This window comes from Ancylomarina sp. YFZ004, assembly GCF_054254355.1.
Map to the genome: position 1 here is coordinate 149,839 of NZ_JBTCHQ010000010.1, position 18,549 is coordinate 168,387.

The following is an 18,549-nucleotide window of genomic DNA, read 5'->3' on the forward strand; positions in this document are numbered from 1 at the left end:
TGAAAAGCTTTTCAATTTAGAATGATTTTAAGCTAAAAAGCTCGTTTTGACTTTTCAATTACAAGAATGTGGAATTGTTTTTGATTGTTTGATCTCATATTTATTAAAAGACATGTGAATGTATTTCCCTTCAAATTAAATAGTTGGTTTGTTTTAAAAGAAAAAAGCGGAACCTGCATTATGCAAGTTCCGCTTTTATGTGTTATTCTGATGATCTTAGAAATTGAATTTCAGAGCCACATAAGGCATCACCGAATTGTCAATTTTGTATTCGCCATTATCTTTTTCTATCCAAGTCCAACGGTAATCAATACCAGTATAAAGGATAGGACTAACTTTATATGCAAAACGCATAAGAGCAAGTGAATTTTCATCAAACTTCAAAGCATCCTTCAGTCTGGTTAAGTTTCCTTTGCTATAACTACCTTCAATTAAGATTCTATCAAATAGATCTTTGGTTCTTAAATGAAGCTGTAAGAATGCAGGTGATGTTTCGCTGATATCATCAGGAAGTAAAAGGTTACCCCCTATAATAATCTTATCCAAGATACTTGCATTTAATGAGCCGTAAATACCTTCTTGCTTTTCAGCTCTTCCCAATTGAGCAATTTTAGCATCCTTGTTTAACTCATACATGGCATCGAAAAATTGAGGCATATAATTATCGCTATACCATAGGCGCTCAATACGAGCATTTAATTTAAACAAGTTACCAATGACTTTCAAATTAGCATTTAAACCAATACCCATTCCCGTACCATTATCGTAACTAGCCAATGTTTCTGGTGCAGTAAAATAAGTTTTTAAACTATCTGACTCTACTTTTCTCAATTGGCTATAGTGAGCATACCATTGCAGGTTTAAAACCGATGAATTAATTAAAGTGATACCCATGTCAATACTCCAAGCACTCATGCCATCTTCAAGAAAGTGGTTGATGTCGTTGCTCTCATCGTAACGCTTACTTTTATCCTTATCCTTCACGTAAGTAAAACCCATATCAAGGGTTTTAATGACAGGTATTTCGCTGGCACCAAAAGGTCTTACATATGGACGAATAGCGAAAAGGTTGAAAGAACCTGTGTTGAAATCACTATACATACCTTCTACACCAAACATTTTTTTGATACAGATATCGTAGCTGATCCCCGTTTTACGCTTCTCGAAACTCATCGAGTTGCTGTAGTTATTTACTAAGCTTCCGTATCCCACATGTTCACCTCTTAACTGGCCAACTTTAATATATACAGGGTCTTTTTTCTTACGGCCATAGCTTAGGTATGAAATCATTCGAAGCAAACCAGTTCCACCTTTAAATTCGTCGGTGTTCATTTTACCATCTTCCAAATTGAAATAAAGAGGAATGTCGAATCCGACACCTACTTTTCCAAGACGAAGCTCAGGATTAAGGCGTACTCCTGCGTAGTTTTCTCCTCCAATACGAGCGAAACCGAAGGCAGATGAAAATACGCTTACAGAATCGAGTGAGTTGATATTGTCAAATGAATTTTCAAACTCAAAATTGACTTGAGACTTCGCTTTCTGAGGCATTAAAAAAGCACAAAAAAAGAAGACTAAAACAAATGGGGTAATTTTTCTCATAGTGTATAGGTTTGTTTATTTTTTTTAAAAGGATATGATCCAAAAGTCAAAATAGAAGAATGGATTGAATATTATTAATTTTGATATATAATTTGATTTTAGCTGATGACACTCCAGTTGAATTGTGCTTTACTGAGTCGTTTAACTTGTTTAGCTAGAGTAAAGTTAATTTCTTTATCAAGTAAAGGATCTTTGTCGAGTATGCTTTGTGCAATGTCTCGAGCATACTGCAATATCTGTCCATCCTTTGCCAGATTAGCTATTTTAAGATCGTAGGCAATTCCACTTTGCTGGGTTCCTTCAATATCACCAGGTCCTCTAAGTTTTAGGTCTACCTCGGCAATTTCGAAACCATCATTGGTTCTCACCATGGTTTCAATACGTTTTTTCGATTCATTCGAAAGTTTGTAGCCCGACATGAGAATACAGTAGGATTGATCGCCTCCACGACCTACACGTCCTCGAAGTTGGTGAAGTTGAGATAGCCCGAATCGTTCGGTACTTTCAATAATCATGACCGAGGCATTGGGTATATTTACACCAACTTCAATTACCGTCGTGGCTACCATAATTTGAGTTTCTCCCTTGGCAAAGCGTTGCATCTCTGCATCTTTCTCAGCAGGTTTCATTTTGCCATGTACCATACTGATACTATACTTCTCAGGAGGGAAAAAGCTAGCAACAGATTCATAACCTTCCTCAAGGTTTTTGTAGTCCATTTTCTCTGATTCCTTAATCATAGGGTAAACCAAATAGATCTGACGTCCCAAATCAATCTGCTTTTTCATGAACTTGTAAACCTCTTGTCTTTTGTTCTCAAAATAATGAACGGTTTGAATCGGTTTACGACCTGGAGGAAGTTCATCAATAACAGATACTTCCAAATCACCATAAAGCGTCATGGCTAAAGTTCTTGGTATCGGGGTTGCCGTCATGACCAAAATATGAGGCGGAATAGGATTCTTAGCCCATAATTTAGCGCGTTGTGCTACTCCAAAGCGATGCTGTTCATCAATGATTACGAATCCCAGGTTTTTGAATTGTACAATATCTTCGAGAAGAGCATGTGTCCCAATAATGATCTGAAGCTCACCACTAAGCAAATGTTCATGTATTACCTTTCTGTCTTTGGCTTTTGTTGAGCCAGTCAGTAGGGCATAGTTCACATTAATACCATCAAGAAATTCGGCTATGGTTTCTAAGTGCTGATTTGCTAAAATCTCAGTGGGTGCCATTAGGCAGGCCTGACAACCATTGTCAAGTGCCATAAGCATGCTCATTAATCCAACTAAGGTTTTACCACTTCCTACATCACCTTGTAAAAGGCGGTTCATTTGTTTGCCAAGGCCTACTTCTTTACGTATCTCTTTTACAACTCTTTTTTGAGCATTAGTAAGTTCAAAAGGAAGATTGTTTTTGAAAAATGAATTAAAATATTCGCCAATCTTGATGAATTGATGCCCTTGATAGAGAATCTTTCTCTTCATCTTCTTTTTCAGAATATTCAACTGAATATAGAAGAGTTCTTCGAATTTTAAACGGTATTGTGCTTTTTTAAGAATTTCAGCATCCTCAGGAAAATGAATCTGTAAAAGCGCATCGTGAAGATTAATTAAATTCAAATGTTTTACCAGATAGGCTGGAAGTGTTTCGGGGATTTTACCATTCACTGAATTTAAAATGGCTTCCTGAAACTTGTGAATGGCTTTCGAATTCACAAAGCCAGCTTTCATTTTCTCAGAAGTGGGGTAGAAGGCCTGTAATGAGGATTGGATTTTATCTTTGCTGGGTTTGCATTCCTCTAATTCGGGATGCACCACATTTATATGGTGATTAAATTCTGCAGGTTTCCCAAAAACGATGTATTCTGTATTGGTTTTAATGCTTGACTTAACAAATTTTATTCCTTTAAACCACACCAGTTCTATTATTCCATGACCATCAGTAAAATTAGCAACCAAACGTTGCTGGCGTTTTTCACCAATAGTTTGCATATCGGTAATTTTGCCCTTTACTTGTATGTAAGGGAGTTTTGAATGAATCTCAGTGGTTTTGTAAAATTTGGTTCTGTCAATATATTTGTAGGGGAAATGGTAAAGCAAATCCTCATAGCTGTGTACTGAGAGCTCCTGCTTTAAGAGTAAAGCTTTTTTAGGGCCAACTCCGGGTAAAAATTTTATATCCTGTCCTGCTAACTCTGACATTTAATTATTGATTTCTAGTTGTGGAATCCAAAGTCGCAAATCTCATATAACTAATCCGTGAAAACAAATCTCAGATTAATTATTTAAGTCCAATTTGATTTACGAATCTTGATTGACAAAATCAAAAATACAATAAAATAGTAATACTATTGAATTGCTTATTTATTGATTTTAATACTTTTTTTTATCTTCACCTTAGAATCTTAAATTATAGCTAGATGCCACACTTTAAGTATCAAGTGCAAAAACGATTTACACGACTAATTTCCAAGCATTATAGAGGTTTTGGGATTGATTCTCCATATATCTATCATTTAGTAAGAAATGTGATAGAAGCTAAAATGCATTACTATCCGTTTAAAAAGCTAGACAGACAGCGTCAGAATATGCTTTTGGTTTTAAAAGAAAAGATTTTAGATGAAGCCTTGGATGGAGAACAAGCATTATGGTTGAAATCGGAATCTGAGCATTTGAAGGATTGTACAAAATTGAATCGTTTTATATTTCGGATTGTGAATTTTGCAAACCCAAAAACTTTAGCCTTTATAGGCGATGATTCAGGATTAAATTTGACAACTTTAGTGAAAGTTGATACGCGTCGGAACTTGTTTTGTTTGGGAGCACGTACGTATGCTTGTAATTTTGCACAATCAATTTTAAAAGAACAAGGCGTTTTTAATCTTAGTTTTTCTGAATTAGAATTAAGTAAAAATCAAACTTTTGATTTGATTCAAATATCAAGAACAGTAGCATCTGAAGTATTGTTAGAATTCGAAAAAAATATAGATAAATATTTGAATAAGGAATCTTTTCTTATCATCGAAAACATAAATAAAGAAGAAGAAAGGAATTTGTTATGGAAGCGTTTGATAAAACTGGAACGGTTTAATGTGAGTTTGGATTTATTTGATGTCGGGATATTAATTGCTAGAGAGGGATTGAAAAAGCAAGACCATAATCTAAGTTCTAGCTCATATAAATAGCTGTGAATTATTAATATAAAATCTTTGATAATTTGTTATGAAATGTGAGTCTAAATTTTATCTTTGTGTAGCTGATAGAAAAAATGATAATTGAAATTGATCTTATCTTCTAATAGCGACTTAAAATACAATCATGACTAAGTTTAAAGTATATACTAAAACAGGTGATTCTGGAACCACTGGCTTAATTGGTGGAACTCGAGTGCCTAAGCATCATTTACGTCTCGAAGCTTATGGTACTGTGGATGAGTTAAATTCATATATTGGACTGATTCGATCTCACGAAATTGAAACAAAGTCGAGTGAGATTTTACTTTTGATTCAAAATAAATTATTTTTAATAGGTTCTCGCTTAGCAACTGATGATACTAAGTCTGATCTAAAAGAAAAATTAATTATTGTTGAAGATGATATCAAATTGTTGGAAAATGAGATGGATAGAATGGATGAGAGCTTGCCTGAGTTAAACAATTTCGTTTTACCTGGTGGTCATCCTCTTAATGCTTATTGTCATATAGCTCGTACAGTATGTCGTAGAGCTGAACGTCGTGCTAACCAGCTTTCTGCCGAAGTTGATGTTAATCCATTATTATTGAAATATATAAATAGATTATCAGATTATTTATTTATTCTTTCCCGAAAGGTTTTGATCGATATGGGTAAGGAAGAAATTAAGTGGGAGACAAACTTGTAAATTCAAAAAAAAAAATTATATTCGCAAACTGTAAAAAAAGCAAAAATAAGACTATGTATTGGACCCTTGAATTAGCTACAAAGCTAGAAGATGCGCCATGGCCAGCATCTAAAGATGAATTAATTGATTTTTCAATTCGTTCGGGAGCGCCATTAGAAGTGATCGAGAATTTGCAAGAGATAGAGGACGAAGGGGATGTGTATGAGAGCATTGAAGATATTTGGCCCGATTATCCAAGCAAAGGAGATTTTCTATTCAACGAAGACGAATATTAAAAAAAAAACGTGAGATTCTAAATCTCACGTTTTTTTTATACCCTTATTTTCGATTTAGGAACTACTCCTTCATTTCTTCTTCAATTACTTTTTTTAATCGTTTTTCGAGTTTCTTTTGGAGTTTTACGATGGCAGACTCCCAAATGAAGATATCATCTTTTGTTTTTGCGCGAAGCTGGTCTCTCCATTCAAAATCTTTTAGGAAACGTTTTTGATTTATAATATCAAACAGTGGGTACATATTACCATCTGGTTTTTTTGTAAATAGGATCTGTTCTATCTTCTTCCCCTTAATATTAATACTTATTTTACTACTCTTTGCTACATTCATCCCAATGATAATATTATGCTCATCTCGTGGGAAGTATAGAGTTTCACCATTACCAATAATGTCTAGTTTGTCAAGATTATTATTGTCGACATACCCAAGCATATTACGACCCTTTATCTGGTTGTAAAGCGTACTATCCTCTCTTGAGCATAGAAAGGCATTGGTTCTGAAGTGAAGGTATTTAATGGCATTGTTTTGACTTTCAATGCTGATAGAATCTGCTGTAACTTGATTGCCTTGTGCCCAAATAATAGGATCATTAAACATTCTCATGGTTGAATCCTGAAGCGAAATACTCAAAGAATCGCATTTCCCTTGTAAATTTTTTTGGAAAAATTTAACCTTATTATAGGCAAATATTCTATTGAAGCCATTTGTGTCTTTTTTAATTCGAATGGTATCTGAATGTAAGAAGAGACTATCTGGTTCGCCTACATGAATGAAGAGTGCCGAATCCGTTAAAAAGGCTTCTTCGGTATCCTGATGCATCTCCAAGTAATGGCCTCTTAAAATGAGTTTGTTAATGGTATCTTGAAGCTCAATATTTCTAAATATTTTAGCAAGTTCAGTGTGCTTGTCAAGATAAATGCTATCACCTTTTATTTGGTATGTATCTCTGTTTACTATGTTATTTTTCAGTAAGTGCGAAATGCCCGTTTGTGTGTTATACCAACCAGATTCACTATAAAGTGTTTCTTTCTCACTAACAATACGGGTTGGTCCAAGAATATTTACAGTTTTATTAACTGTTATATATTGCATTGTGTCAGAGTATAAGGTGTAATCGGTATTTTCAAGCACAACACTATCCTTAAAGAAGAAAAGATCTTGCTCGGTGTAATAGCGTCCAATTATACTCGTTAAAACATTTGTAGAATCAACAATGGTTCCACCCTGATCGTAGTATCCAATATTTAGATCCATATCGTAATCAAGTTTATCCGTTTTTAACTCTACGCTCTGATTTTTTAGGATTACATTATGATGCAATTCAGCTAAACGATTATTGCCATTGTATTTCAAATAATCACTATAGATGTGAACAGTATCTGCATTGATGATATGTACATGACCAAATGCTTCGAACTCATTTCTCGTCTCGTTGTTATAAGCACTATCGCAATACATTTTTACGTTTTGATGCGTCAGAAAAACATCGCCAATCAATTTGGTTATATCAGGATTGATATTATTGTCAATTTTTAAAAAATTTGAATTTTTGATATCAATTTTTGATTTCTTTTGTCCCCATGAGCTGCTAGGAACTAAAATCAGTATTAATAATATAAGGGGCAAGTATTTTTTTACAATGTTGGCCATTGATGATAACTTAGGAATGAAAAGTGTTTTTTAATAGAATATTATTAATCGAGCTTTAATTAAGAAGCTCTTCAATGATATTTTCAATGCTGACTCCTTCTGCTTCGGCTTTGTAGTTTTTCATGATTCTATGACGAAGAATTGAAACGGCTACCGCCTTCACATCTTCGATATCTGGAGAATATTTGCCAGATATTATAGCGTGAGCTTTGGCACCAATAACCAAATACTGTGAAGCTCTAGGTCCAGCTCCCCAATTGATGTATTTATTTGTTATTGCACTTGCATGTTCCGTATTGGGACGTGATTTTGCAGCTAACTTAACTGCATATTCCAATACATTTTTGTTAATAGGTACTTTTTGAATCAAAGCTTGATAATAGCTAATTTCCTGAGCAGACATGATCTTGTCAATTTCAAAGGTCTTTCCCGAGGTTGTATTTTCAACAATACTGATTTCATCTTCAAAGCTTGGATAGTCAAGATAGATACTAAACATGAAACGGTCAAGCTGAGCTTCAGGTAAAGGATAAGTGCCTTCTTGCTCAATTGGATTCTGAGTAGCAAGGACAAAGAATGGTTTGTCGAGCTGGTAATTTTTACCATTAACTGTTACTTCCTTCTCTTGCATTGCTTCAAGCAGAGCTGATTGAGTTTTAGGAGGTGTACGGTTAATTTCGTCCGCCAGAATAATATTGGCAAACAATGGACCTTGAATAAATTTGAATTGTCTGTCGCTGTTTAGAATCTCAGTTCCAATAATGTCTGAAGGCATTAAATCAGGCGTAAACTGAATACGTTGGTACTTTAAATCCAGAGCTTGAGAAATGGTATTAACCAGTAATGTTTTTGCTAGCCCTGGTACGCCTACCAAAAGGCAGTGTCCATTACTGAAAACAGAAATTAAGACTTGTTTGATGATATCATCCTGACCGTATATCTTTTTTTTGATCTCGGAAAGCAAGGCTTCATATTTGCTTTTTAAGGCATTCGCAGCCTCAACTTCAGTTTTAAAATTCATCACAGAAAATTTAAATTTTCATAAATAACAAAACAAAGAATCAGACACAACTACAGCTGTGTCTGATTTTTGGATGTCTAAATATTACTTAATCCAGTTCTTGAATCTGAATTTAGAATTCTTATATGAATCATCAATACTGATATATGTTGATGATTGTTTTTCGCTGATCCATTTGTTCAATAGGCTTTGTTGTTTCTGCTGCCTAAGCATGTTTTCAAACTGGCTCCAGTCATCAGCTAAATTTGCTTTATGAGGTTTTGTCTGTGACTTAATTTTAATGACTTTGTAAGTCTCTTGTCCTCTTTGATCATCAAGGAAAGCTTCTGAGATTTCACCAACTTTAAGCTTGTTTACGGCTTTAGCAATTGATGGAGGTAAACCTTCTTTTGTGAATTTTGAGCTGGCGTTATTTGGGTTTACAATTAAACCACCATTGTTTTTTGTATCCTTATCATCTGAATAATAGAACGCAGCTTCTTCAAACTTAATTTTGTCGTTACGAACCATATCAGCTATACTATCCAGTATTTCAGTTGCTTTAGTTCTATCTTCTTGTTTAATTCGAGGTTTTAGAAGAATATGACGAACATTAATACGTTCTCCTTTACGGTCGATAAGCTGAATGATGTGAAATCCATACTCAGATTCTACAATCTTAGATATTTTTCCTGCTTTCAAGTTGAAAGCTTCATTGGCAAATTCAGGAACAAGGTTGGCTCTTGGAGTAAAACCTAATTCACCTCCACGCTGTGCACTACCTGGATCTTCGGAGTAAAGAACGGCTAGAGTTGCAAAACTCTCACCCTTCATAACTCTATCACGGAAATTTCTTAGTTTTTCACGGATTCTATCTTTTTCAGCATCGGTAACTTCAGGGCTTTTGCTGATTTGCTGGATTTGTAATTCACCAGGAATAATAGGTAAACTATCTTGAGAGATTTTGCTATAAAGATCACGAACTTCAGCTGGGGTTGCTGAAATATTCTTTGTAATCTCTGCTTGCATTTTCTGTTTGATTTTGTCGTTACGAGTTATATCACGTAACTGATTCTTCATATCAGAAATGCTTTTCTTAAAATATTGCTCGAGTCTTTCTTTTGAACCCATTTGTCGAATATACATCTCGATTTTACGCTGTAAATCGTTTTCAACTTCTTGCTCTGTAACTTCGATACTATCTACTTGTGCCTGTGCAATCATCAATTTTTCAATCAAAAGATCTTCAAAAATTTCAGACTTTAAATCTACACTTCCAGCTTGGTACCCCTGAGCTTTTAAGCCTAGGAAACGGTCTTCTACGTCTGATTTTAAGACAACTTGATCGCCCACGACAGCAATAATCTTATCAATCGAATTATCCTGTGCTTGACTCGTTGTACAAACGATAGCCAATAAGGCTATTGACATGCAGACTTTAAAAATAATGTTGCGCATATGTGATAGTTTAGTAAATTTTGAATTTGTTTTTCGATTCGGCATCCCTAAAGATACTTTCCTCCATGTTTTTAATAAACTGTATTTTTCTCTTGTTGATAATGATTTTTCTTATATCCTTGTTTACAAATGAAAGAGGAGCGATCTCCTTTTTTAGTTTATAATCTTGAATATTTATTAAATAATGAAATGTACTATCCTCAGCTTCGAAGTATTTATTTCTTCTTAGAAAACGTTCTTCGTTTCCAACCTTAATGGGTGTCTGACTAAGTAAGTTTTGAGAATAAATCCATTGCTCGCTAAAATTATCAAATTTTGTGGCATTTTGAAAGCAGTAGTCCTCTAATTTATCCCAATCTGTATCTTTCTTTAATTTATAGATCTGTTTGATCTTTTTAGCTTGAGGAAGAGGTTTAGGAATCTTAATATAAACCGCCTTGACAATATTACGGTTTAATAGAAAATTGCCAGGATAATCACGGTAATATTTATCAATTTCGGCGTGTGAAACGATCGTATCTAGTTTTTGCTCGATTAAATGCTGTTGGTACTTATGTATGATGAGTGATGAGCGGAAATCTTCGACCATTTCTTCTACATCTTGATCTTCGTTTGTAAGGTTGAGTTCAGCTCTTGACACAAGAAGCTGTTTTTTTATCCATTGATGGATATAATTCTGAGAGATTCTAATGCTATCCTCTTTTGAGCTATTATTAGGGATAAGCTCTCTTATTTTATTTAGATACAAGTAAGAATCATCAACTTTTGCTACAGTAGGATTATCGAGGGTGTTTTTTGAGTTACATGATATAAATCCTAGAAGAATAATAAGTAAGATGATATTTCTTGTCATAGTTAGGCTTTAATATGTTTTGGCTCAAATATTATCGCAATCAGTCTTAAGATTAATTGCCAATTTTAATGTTTATACATCGGAAACAATCTTATCAGATACGAATGACATTATGCAATAATTTTAGATTTAAATTGCATGCGAAAATACGAAAAAATAGTGTGATAAGTCTTGTTCAATAATCTAAAAAAGTGTTAATTGATTCTAGATGTTTAGATTTGTACGAATATATTGTCTGTTTAGGGTATTTGTATTGATGTTTTATCTGTATATTAAATCTTTAAAATAATTCTAAACCCCTTTGTTATTAGGGGTGATTTGCTTTACAGAAAAGCAATGTATTGAAATTCCGAGTTAAATGAGTGTATACCACAAAGTATTAAAAAAATATTGGGGTTACGATGAATTTCGTCCTTTACAAGAGGATATCATTCAATCTGTAGCTGAAGGTCGTGATACTTTGGGCTTAATGCCAACAGGGGGAGGGAAGTCTTTGACTTTTCAGGTTCCCACTCTTACTATGGATGGACTTTGTCTTGTGGTATCTCCTTTGGTTGCTTTAATGAAGGATCAGGTTTTTAACCTTAAAGAAAAAGGGATTAAGGCTGAATTGATTTATTCTGGGCTAACTCGAGACGAGATTGAAGTGATTTTGAACAAGTGCCTTTATGGTAATAATAAGTTTCTATATATATCGCCTGAGAGAATTAGGACTGCAGTTTTTCAAGAAAAGCTTTTGAGCATGAAAGTGTGTTTGATCGCTATAGATGAATCACATTGTATTTCTCAATGGGGCTATGATTTTCGCCCATCATATCTTAAAATCATTCAATTACGAGAATTATTGCCAGATGTGCCTGTTTTGGCACTTACTGCTACGGCAACACCAGAGGTTGTAGACGATATTCAGGATCGATTAGGATTTGCCAAGAAAAATGTTTTCAGAAAAAGTTTCGAGCGTTCTAATTTATCCTATTTAGTAAGGCATGTCGAAGATAAAAATCGTTATCTGTTAAAAATCCTTAGAAAACTGACAGGAAGTTCTGTTGTTTATGCAAGGAGTAGGAAGAAATGTAAGGATATTGCTGAATTCTTGAAACAAAACCAGGTTAAGGCTGAGTTTTATCATGCGGGTCTCGATAATGCCGTTAAGGATATGAGACAGGAGAGATGGAGAGAAGGGAAAGTTCAAGTCATGGTTGCAACTAATGCTTTTGGAATGGGGATCGATAAATCTGATGTTCGAACAGTTGTTCATCTCGACTTACCCGATACATTGGAAGCTTACTTTCAGGAAGCTGGGCGTGCAGGTCGTGATGGGAAAAGAGCCTACGCGGTCATGCTTTATTCGAATCCCGATAAAGTTCAACTGCTTAAAAGAATAAAAACATCGTATCCAGAGATTGATACTGTAAAGAGAGTTTATCAGGCAGTTGGTAATTTCTTGCAAATTGCCGAAGGTGCAGGTAAAGATGCCGTCTTTGATTTTAACTTGGCACTTTTCTGTCAGAAATTTAAATTTAATGTTCTGCATGCCTTTAATAGTCTTAAAATATTGCAGCGAGCCGGCTATCTGGAAATCACGGATGATTTAGAGCATTCAACAAAATTATATTTTGCGATTAATCGAGACGATTTATATCGATATCAATTGGAAAATAAGCAACAAGATGAATTTATAAAACTGCTTCTTAGAACTTATACAGGCTTGTTTACCGATTTTGTGCCTGTGAATTTAGATTCTCTGGCTTACAGAAAGAAAATTAATGTGAAGATTTTGATTGACAATTTGAAAGATTTGTCTCAGCATGGTATTATAAAATATATTCCAAGGAAAAAAACGCCATTCATTATATATACCCAAGAGCGATTACCCCAGCAGTATTTGAAATTTACTAAGGAGGTGTATCAGAATAGAAAAGAAAAGTTTGAAGAGAAGATTAATTCTGTGATATCTTACGCAGAATCAACAGAGACTTGTCGATCTAAAATATTGTTGGAATATTTTGGACAATTGAATGCTCCAGTCTGCGGAGAATGCGACGTCTGTAAGGAAAAGGATGACGAGATTGAAAACAAAATGTATCAGCTAATTCAGTCAGAGGTGAAGAATGTTTTGGCTAAAGAAGAAAGTTCAGTCTATGAATTAGTAGAGGCTAGCCAATATCCTGAAAAGAAACTTTTGGAAGTTATTCGCATCATGATGGACAATGATGAGCTTAAAACTTCCCAAGATGATAAGATTCGATTGGCTTGAATCTGTGAGAATTGTATCCAGATCAATCATTATTGTCAAAATCTTATTAATTTTGCATGATTACACTATAATTTGAGAGATGGAAGATAATTTTGAACATCAGGTTTACGATAAGAATACCATAGAATTTGTGACAGTTGCCAACGAGTTTTGTATACTCTTGGAATCTAGTGGTAAAATTTCAAAAATGGATTTTATTGATCGTTCGCAAAAACTATTGCCTTTGCTATATTTAAAGGCAAGTTTATTACCAAAAGTTGAGAATGAGTTTGAAGGAGAGATAGAGAAGTTTATAGGCGAAGGTGATTGGGAATATATTAGAACTGCAGTGATTGAAAAGATGGGCGCAAATGACGAATACCTTGAAGTCTTTGATGACGGTATGCGTGATAGCGATGAGCCAATTGTTGCCTCTATTTCCGAGAACTTTGCTGATATCTATCAAGATCTTAAGGATTTTTTAACCTCATATCGTATTGCAAGTGTTGAGATAATGAATGATGCACTTTGGGATTTGAATAATAATTTCTACCAACATTGGGGACAAGCAATTGTCAACTCATTGAGAGCAATACATTATCTAATAGCTCATCCAGAAAAAATGGAAGATGATTTGAATGATCAAGGATCATCATCGAGTGATAGATTGGATATGAGTCAGTCAATTTTCTCACAGCGCCAACAGCAGTGGGGAGAACAAGAAGATTAGCTATCAGTTAGCATATAACATGACCAGCCTGCAGATGATCAGCGGACGATGAAAAATATATAGAATGATCAGTTTTCAGAAGAGTATAACAAAAGAAGAAATTAATGAACTCCCTTTAGAAGCTTTCGAAGGTGAAATTGTAATAATAGATAGTAATGAAGGCTTGGAAGAAGCAGTTGACTATTTAAAGCAATTTCCTGTTCTGGGATTCGATACAGAGACTAAACCCTCTTTTACGAAAGGGAATGTAAATCCTGTAGCTCTATTACAACTATCAAGTTTTGAAAAGAGTTTCTTATTTCGATTGAACCGAATTGGTCTGCCTTTTCCGATCATCGATTTGTTAAGCGATCCTGAAATTATAAAAGTAGGTGCAGCCATTAAGGATGATATCAGAGGTTTACAAGATATTAACGATTTTGATGGCAACTCATTTTTAGAACTTCAGCAATACGTATCTAGTTTTGGAATAGAGAATTTTTCGCTTAAAAAGCTAGCTGCTATCGTTTTAAAAATTAGAATTTCGAAACGGCAGCAGGTTTCAAATTGGGAAGCTGTCGAATTGAGCGTAGGACAATTGCGATATGCTGCAACCGACGCATGGGTTTCATTAGAGATCTACAATGCTCTAAAAGAGAGTATTGCTAGATAATTTAATTTGGCTTTCCACATTAAGAATTAAAATAAAACGGACTTAAGCTTTTGCTTCAGTCAATTACAAATAAGAATTTTCATGATTAGTTATCCCAAAGTTGTATTAAAGAAAGATAAAGAAAACGCGATTAAACGTTTTCATCCGTGGATTTTTTCAGGGGCTGTTGCTCGTGTTGACGAAGGTTTAGAAGAAGGGGATTTGGTATCGGTTTACAGTGATGATGATGAATTTTTAGCACTAGGACATATTGCTATTGGTTCTATTGTTGTTCGTATTTTAAGTTTCGAGCCTGTTGAGATAAATAAAGACTTTTGGGTTGAAAGATTAGCTTCTGCTTGTCGTGTTCGTCGTGAAATTGGTTTGTTAGGTATTGAGAATAATAATGTGTGTCGTTTGGTACATGGTGAAGGTGACAATTTACCAGGTTTAATTGTTGACTTTTATGCAGGTACTGCTGTCATTCAAGCTCACTCGGTGGGTATGTATTTGCATCGTGCTGAAATAGCTGAAGCCTTAAAAGAAGTTTTAGGAGATGAGTTGATTGCCGTTTACGATAAATCAGAAGGTACTATTCCTTTCAAATCAGGAATAGAACCAACTAATGAATACTTATTGGGAGAAACTAAGGATTTTACAGCTCTGGAAAATGGCTTGAAATTTAAAGTTGATTGGTTAGAAGGACAGAAGACAGGTTTCTTTATCGATCAACGTGAAAACAGATCTTTATTGGAGCGTTATTCAAAAGGGCGTTCTGTATTGAATATGTTCTGTTACACAGGCGGTTTCTCATTTTATGCCATGCGAGGTGGAGCTAATTTGGTTCACTCGGTTGATAGCTCAGCAAGAGCTATTGAGATAACCAATGAAAATGTTGAATTGAATTTTCCAGATGATAAGAGACATGAGGCATTTGCTACTGATGCTTTTAAATATTTGGATGATTCTGATCAGAAATATGACTTAATCGTTTTAGATCCTCCTGCATTTGCAAAGCATAAGAAAGTTTTGTCAAATGCGCTTAAAGGTTACAAGCGATTAAACTTGAAAGGTTTCCAAGCCATTAAAAAAGGGGGAATCATGTTTACTTTTTCTTGTTCGCAAGCAGTGAGTAAAGAAGAATTCAAAAAAGCTGTTTTTGTTGCAGCAGCTAATGCTGGACGTCGTGTTCGAATCCTTCATCAATTGAATCAGCCAGCCGATCATCCCGTAAATATTTTCCATCCTGAAGGAGATTACCTGAAAGGATTAGTATTGTACGTGGAGTAAGAAATAGGGATTTGAGTTTGGCTTTTTTATTAAGCCAAACTTCAATCAAAGAATGAGGAGAAGAGTTGGATGAAGCTGTCTTATGATGCGTTTCAATTCTTTTTTGTATCTTCGGATAGATCTTAAAAAGTGGTCAAAGCAAATTGACAGACGACTATTAAGACATCGATTAGGTTTTATATTGTGAGATGGGTTCTGTAAGTCATGGAAGCTAGAAAATTGAAGAAAACTCAGTCTCATATTTCAGAGTATTCATATTATAATTTTTCAGAAAGCTTGAAATTTTCAGAATTTGACTTTTGTCCCGACATCATGGATGGCCTTGATGCTATGGGCTTCGAAACACCTTCTCCTGTTCAGGAGTTGGCTATACCACAAATTATCGATAATAAGGATTTAATCGTTTGTGCACAAACGGGTACGGGTAAAACTGCGGCCTATTTGTTGCCAATCATGGATAAAATCCAAAGACATAAAATTGACGGATTCAGTACCTTGATATTGGTTCCTACTCGTGAATTAGCTTTGCAAATTGACCAACAAATGCAAGGTTTCGCTTATTTCCTTTCAATTTCATCACTTTCAGTTTATGGAGGTGGCGATTCATCGGTTTGGGATCAGCAGAAAACGGGATTGATGACTGGTGCAGATGTGATTATCGCAACTCCAGGTCGTTTGATCTCTCACTTGAATTTGGGTTATGTGAATACCAAACAAGTAAAGCACTTGATTCTTGATGAGGCAGATAGAATGTTGGATATGGGATTCTACGAAGATTTGATGCAAATTGTAAATCACCTACCAAAGGAGCGCCAAAATTTGATGTTCTCAGCTACCATGCCAGATCAAATGCGAAAAATGGCAAGCAGCATCATGGTGAACCCTGAGAGTATTAATATCGCCATATCGAAACCAGCTGAAGGTGTTTTGCAGGCGGCTTATATGGTTTACGATACTCAAAAGATTCCTTTGATTGGAACCTTACTTAAAGATAAAGACGTCAAATCTGTTATTATCTTTTCTTCAACTAAGTTGAATGTTAAGGCGATGACTAAGGAGTTAAAACGTCAGAAATTTGCAGTTGAAGGTATTCATTCTGATTTAGAACAAAACGAACGTGAAGAAGTTCTAAGAGGCTTCAGAAACAAAAAATATCAAATTCTAGTAGCTACTGATATTATTGCACGTGGTATTGATATTGATTCAATCGATTTGGTAATTAATTTCGATGTACCTAGAGATGCTGAAGATTACGTGCATAGAGTTGGACGTACTGCTCGTGCTGCTTCTGAAGGGGTTGCTTTGACCTTTATTACCGAAAAAGATCAGATGGACTTTAAGAGTATTGAAGATTTGATTGAGAAGGAAGTCTATAAAATTCCGGTACCGGCAGAATTGGGTGAAGCTCCTGTTTATAACCCGAAATCGAGACGAAAAGGACCTAAGAAAATCTTTAAAAAACGTCCGTTTAAGAAAAAATAAGTAATTGTGCGTTATTATATATGTCGTATTACTGATACAAAAAATGAATGCCACAAATTTCACTGAATTTCTCGAATTAAAGAGACCAAATAAGAGTCTACTTTAAGAGATAAATAGACTAAAATAATTTGTGTTAATTTGAGAAATTTGTGGACAATAGTTAAAATGAGTAATAGTGTGTGATGGACTCAAATCTTAAACCCAAATTCAAAATCTAATCATATGAAGATTCTCTCTGAAAACTACGACATTGCTATTGTTGGTGCCGGTATAAGTGGACTTACAATGGCATTTCGAATTGCTCAAATGGGTAAGAAAGTCCTGTTGCTAGAAGCTAAAGAGAAGGCTGGAGGGTGTTTAAATACTCTCTATGGTCATGATGATTTTTGGGTAGAGATGGGGGCTCATACATTTTATTCGAGTTACACCAATGTGATTGGTTTAATTAAAAGCGTTGGCTTAGAGGCTGATATTGTAGCTCGTGAGAAACTAAGCATGAAGCTCTTTACCGATAAGCATGAGAAAATATTTGCTCCTCTATCAAAACTTGAGTTATTAGGAAATATACCCAAGTTATTTGTATCAAAACGTGATGGGAAAACGGTAAAGGAGTATTTTTCAAATGTACTTGGTAAGAAAAATTACGCTAAAGTTTTTACTCGTATGTTTTCAGCAGTCATCGTTCAGAACGCAGATGATTTTTCAGCTGAATATTTCTTGAAACGTAGAAAAACAAAGAGTAAAAATCACCCTAAAAGCTTTATCCTTAAAAAAGGAATGTCGTCTATAGCTGAAGCTGTTTTAGCACATGATAATATTGATATTGCATACAATAAAAGAGTAAGTTCACTTGAAAAGACAGAGGGATTCTCAATCAAAACTGACGATGGGAATTCATATCAAGCTAAAGATCTTGCATTTGCATCTTCGCCTAAACAGGTTTCAAATCTACTAAAGGGTTTGAATCCTGAATTAGCTGGTTTATTGAGTGAATTCCCTATTCAGAATCTAGAATCTACTGCCTTAATATTAGAAAAAGATAAGCCAGGTATCGAGCCTGTAACTTTTGTAATTCCTCTACAAGGAGCCTGCTATTCAATGGTTACTCGTGATGTGTTGGCTGATGAGAAATACAGAGGATTCGCTTGTCATTTCCAACAGGATGATGCCTCCAATGGGGAGCAGAAAGAAACAATGGCTAAGCTATTGTCGGTAGATGAAATACCACAACCCCATAAAGCCAATCACACTTTGCCGCTGATAAAAGTGGGACATAAGGAACGTATGGCTGCCATAATTTCTCAAGCACAAAAAACAGGTATTTATATCACTGGAAACTTCTTTAATGGACTCTCATTGGAAGATTGTGTTGAGCGTTCTAATGAAGAGGCTGAAAGATATCTAGGGAATCAATAATTGAATCTGCCTATTAAGAATATCGTCTAGATTCTTTTTAGTTG

The 18,549-nt window shown here is 34.9% G+C and carries 15 protein-coding genes; 9 read left to right on the top strand and 6 right to left on the bottom strand.

Annotated elements, in window-relative coordinates; genetic code table 11:
* Positions 1–216: 216 nt before the first annotated feature.
* Together ACXR6G_RS15610 and recG are read right to left on the bottom strand one after the other, a co-directional pair.
* On the bottom strand, positions 217–1,602 hold the full coding sequence (locus ACXR6G_RS15610; RefSeq protein ID WP_458362374.1) for a hypothetical protein: 1,386 nt from the start codon (positions 1,600–1,602) through the stop codon (positions 217–219).
* A gap of 98 nt (positions 1,603–1,700) precedes the next feature.
* Positions 1,701–3,806, bottom strand: a complete 2,106-nt coding sequence (gene recG / locus ACXR6G_RS15615) for an ATP-dependent DNA helicase RecG (RefSeq protein ID WP_458362375.1) — start codon at positions 3,804–3,806, stop codon at positions 1,701–1,703.
* 326 nt (positions 3,807–4,132) lie between these two features.
* On the opposite strand from recG, the gene ACXR6G_RS15620 reads away from it, so the two are divergent.
* The 3 genes from ACXR6G_RS15620 (at position 4,133) to ACXR6G_RS15630 (ending at position 5,758) form a co-directional block, all read left to right on the top strand.
* Entirely contained in the window at positions 4,133–4,789 is a 657-nt protein-coding gene (locus ACXR6G_RS15620; protein WP_458362376.1) for a hypothetical protein, read from the top strand.
* Between the two features lie 133 nt (positions 4,790–4,922).
* Positions 4,923–5,483, top strand: coding sequence for a cob(I)yrinic acid a,c-diamide adenosyltransferase (locus tag ACXR6G_RS15625; protein ID WP_458362377.1), 561 nt, complete (start codon positions 4,923–4,925; stop codon positions 5,481–5,483).
* 53 nt (positions 5,484–5,536) lie between these two features.
* Positions 5,537–5,758 (top strand): DUF2795 domain-containing protein, encoded by a 222-nt coding sequence (locus ACXR6G_RS15630; RefSeq protein ID WP_154200557.1) that lies wholly within the window; start codon positions 5,537–5,539, stop codon positions 5,756–5,758.
* Positions 5,759–5,819: 61 nt separating this feature from the next.
* Here the strand turns inward: ACXR6G_RS15630 and ACXR6G_RS15635 are convergent, their stop codons facing one another.
* From ACXR6G_RS15635 to ACXR6G_RS15650, 4 genes are all read right to left on the bottom strand, one after another.
* On the bottom strand, positions 5,820–7,409 hold the full coding sequence (locus tag ACXR6G_RS15635) for an OstA-like protein (RefSeq protein WP_458362378.1): 1,590 nt from the start codon (positions 7,407–7,409) through the stop codon (positions 5,820–5,822).
* Positions 7,410–7,464: 55 nt separating this feature from the next.
* Complete coding sequence (locus ACXR6G_RS15640) at positions 7,465–8,430, bottom strand: AAA family ATPase (protein ID WP_458362379.1); 966 nt, start codon at positions 8,428–8,430, stop codon at positions 7,465–7,467.
* Positions 8,431–8,514: 84 nt separating this feature from the next.
* Entirely contained in the window at positions 8,515–9,867 is a 1,353-nt protein-coding gene (locus ACXR6G_RS15645) for a foldase protein PrsA (RefSeq protein WP_458362380.1), read from the bottom strand.
* 10 nt (positions 9,868–9,877) lie between these two features.
* Complete coding sequence (locus tag ACXR6G_RS15650; protein ID WP_458362381.1) at positions 9,878–10,720, bottom strand: hypothetical protein; 843 nt, start codon at positions 10,718–10,720, stop codon at positions 9,878–9,880.
* A gap of 358 nt (positions 10,721–11,078) precedes the next feature.
* On the opposite strand from ACXR6G_RS15650, the gene ACXR6G_RS15655 reads away from it, so the two are divergent.
* The 6 genes from ACXR6G_RS15655 to ACXR6G_RS15680 all read left to right on the top strand — a co-directional run bounded on the left by ACXR6G_RS15655 (position 11,079) and on the right by ACXR6G_RS15680 (position 18,505).
* Positions 11,079–12,977, top strand: coding sequence for a RecQ family ATP-dependent DNA helicase (locus ACXR6G_RS15655; RefSeq protein ID WP_458362382.1), 1,899 nt, complete (start codon positions 11,079–11,081; stop codon positions 12,975–12,977).
* A 79-nt stretch (positions 12,978–13,056) separates the two neighbouring features.
* Entirely contained in the window at positions 13,057–13,686 is a 630-nt protein-coding gene (locus ACXR6G_RS15660; RefSeq protein ID WP_458362383.1) for a DUF5063 domain-containing protein, read from the top strand.
* 64 nt (positions 13,687–13,750) lie between these two features.
* A complete protein-coding gene (locus ACXR6G_RS15665) occupies positions 13,751–14,338 on the top strand; it encodes a 3'-5' exonuclease (RefSeq protein ID WP_458362384.1) in 588 nt (195 codons plus the stop codon).
* A gap of 81 nt (positions 14,339–14,419) precedes the next feature.
* Complete coding sequence (locus ACXR6G_RS15670) at positions 14,420–15,607, top strand: class I SAM-dependent rRNA methyltransferase (RefSeq protein ID WP_458362385.1); 1,188 nt, start codon at positions 14,420–14,422, stop codon at positions 15,605–15,607.
* Positions 15,608–15,811: 204 nt separating this feature from the next.
* Entirely contained in the window at positions 15,812–17,089 is a 1,278-nt protein-coding gene (locus ACXR6G_RS15675) for a DEAD/DEAH box helicase (RefSeq protein WP_458362386.1), read from the top strand.
* A gap of 222 nt (positions 17,090–17,311) precedes the next feature.
* A complete protein-coding gene (locus tag ACXR6G_RS15680; protein ID WP_458362387.1) occupies positions 17,312–18,505 on the top strand; it encodes a protoporphyrinogen/coproporphyrinogen oxidase in 1,194 nt (397 codons plus the stop codon).
* The last annotated feature ends 44 nt before the right edge of the window (positions 18,506–18,549 follow it).

Excerpts from the sequence above, each read along its gene's own strand:
- ACXR6G_RS15640 (WP_458362379.1), bottom strand. The coding sequence starts at position 8,430 with ATGAATTTTAAAACTGAAGTTGAGGCTGCGAATGCCTTAAAAAGCAAA.
- recG (WP_458362375.1), bottom strand. The coding sequence starts at position 3,806 with ATGTCAGAGTTAGCAGGACAGGATATAAAATTTTTACCCGGAGTTGGC.
- ACXR6G_RS15680 (WP_458362387.1), top strand. The coding sequence starts at position 17,312 with ATGAAGATTCTCTCTGAAAACTACGACATTGCTATTGTTGGTGCCGGT.
- ACXR6G_RS15670 (WP_458362385.1), top strand. The coding sequence starts at position 14,420 with ATGATTAGTTATCCCAAAGTTGTATTAAAGAAAGATAAAGAAAACGCG.
- ACXR6G_RS15645 (WP_458362380.1), bottom strand. The coding sequence starts at position 9,867 with ATGCGCAACATTATTTTTAAAGTCTGCATGTCAATAGCCTTATTGGCT.
- ACXR6G_RS15675 (WP_458362386.1), top strand. The coding sequence starts at position 15,812 with ATGGAAGCTAGAAAATTGAAGAAAACTCAGTCTCATATTTCAGAGTAT.
- ACXR6G_RS15625 (WP_458362377.1), top strand. The coding sequence starts at position 4,923 with ATGACTAAGTTTAAAGTATATACTAAAACAGGTGATTCTGGAACCACT.
- ACXR6G_RS15655 (WP_458362382.1), top strand. The coding sequence starts at position 11,079 with ATGAGTGTATACCACAAAGTATTAAAAAAATATTGGGGTTACGATGAA.
- ACXR6G_RS15635 (WP_458362378.1), bottom strand. The coding sequence starts at position 7,409 with ATGGCCAACATTGTAAAAAAATACTTGCCCCTTATATTATTAATACTG.
- ACXR6G_RS15650 (WP_458362381.1), bottom strand. The coding sequence starts at position 10,720 with ATGACAAGAAATATCATCTTACTTATTATTCTTCTAGGATTTATATCA.
- ACXR6G_RS15665 (WP_458362384.1), top strand. The coding sequence starts at position 13,751 with ATGATCAGTTTTCAGAAGAGTATAACAAAAGAAGAAATTAATGAACTC.
- ACXR6G_RS15630 (WP_154200557.1), top strand. The coding sequence starts at position 5,537 with ATGTATTGGACCCTTGAATTAGCTACAAAGCTAGAAGATGCGCCATGG.
- ACXR6G_RS15610 (WP_458362374.1), bottom strand. The coding sequence starts at position 1,602 with ATGAGAAAAATTACCCCATTTGTTTTAGTCTTCTTTTTTTGTGCTTTT.
- ACXR6G_RS15660 (WP_458362383.1), top strand. The coding sequence starts at position 13,057 with ATGGAAGATAATTTTGAACATCAGGTTTACGATAAGAATACCATAGAA.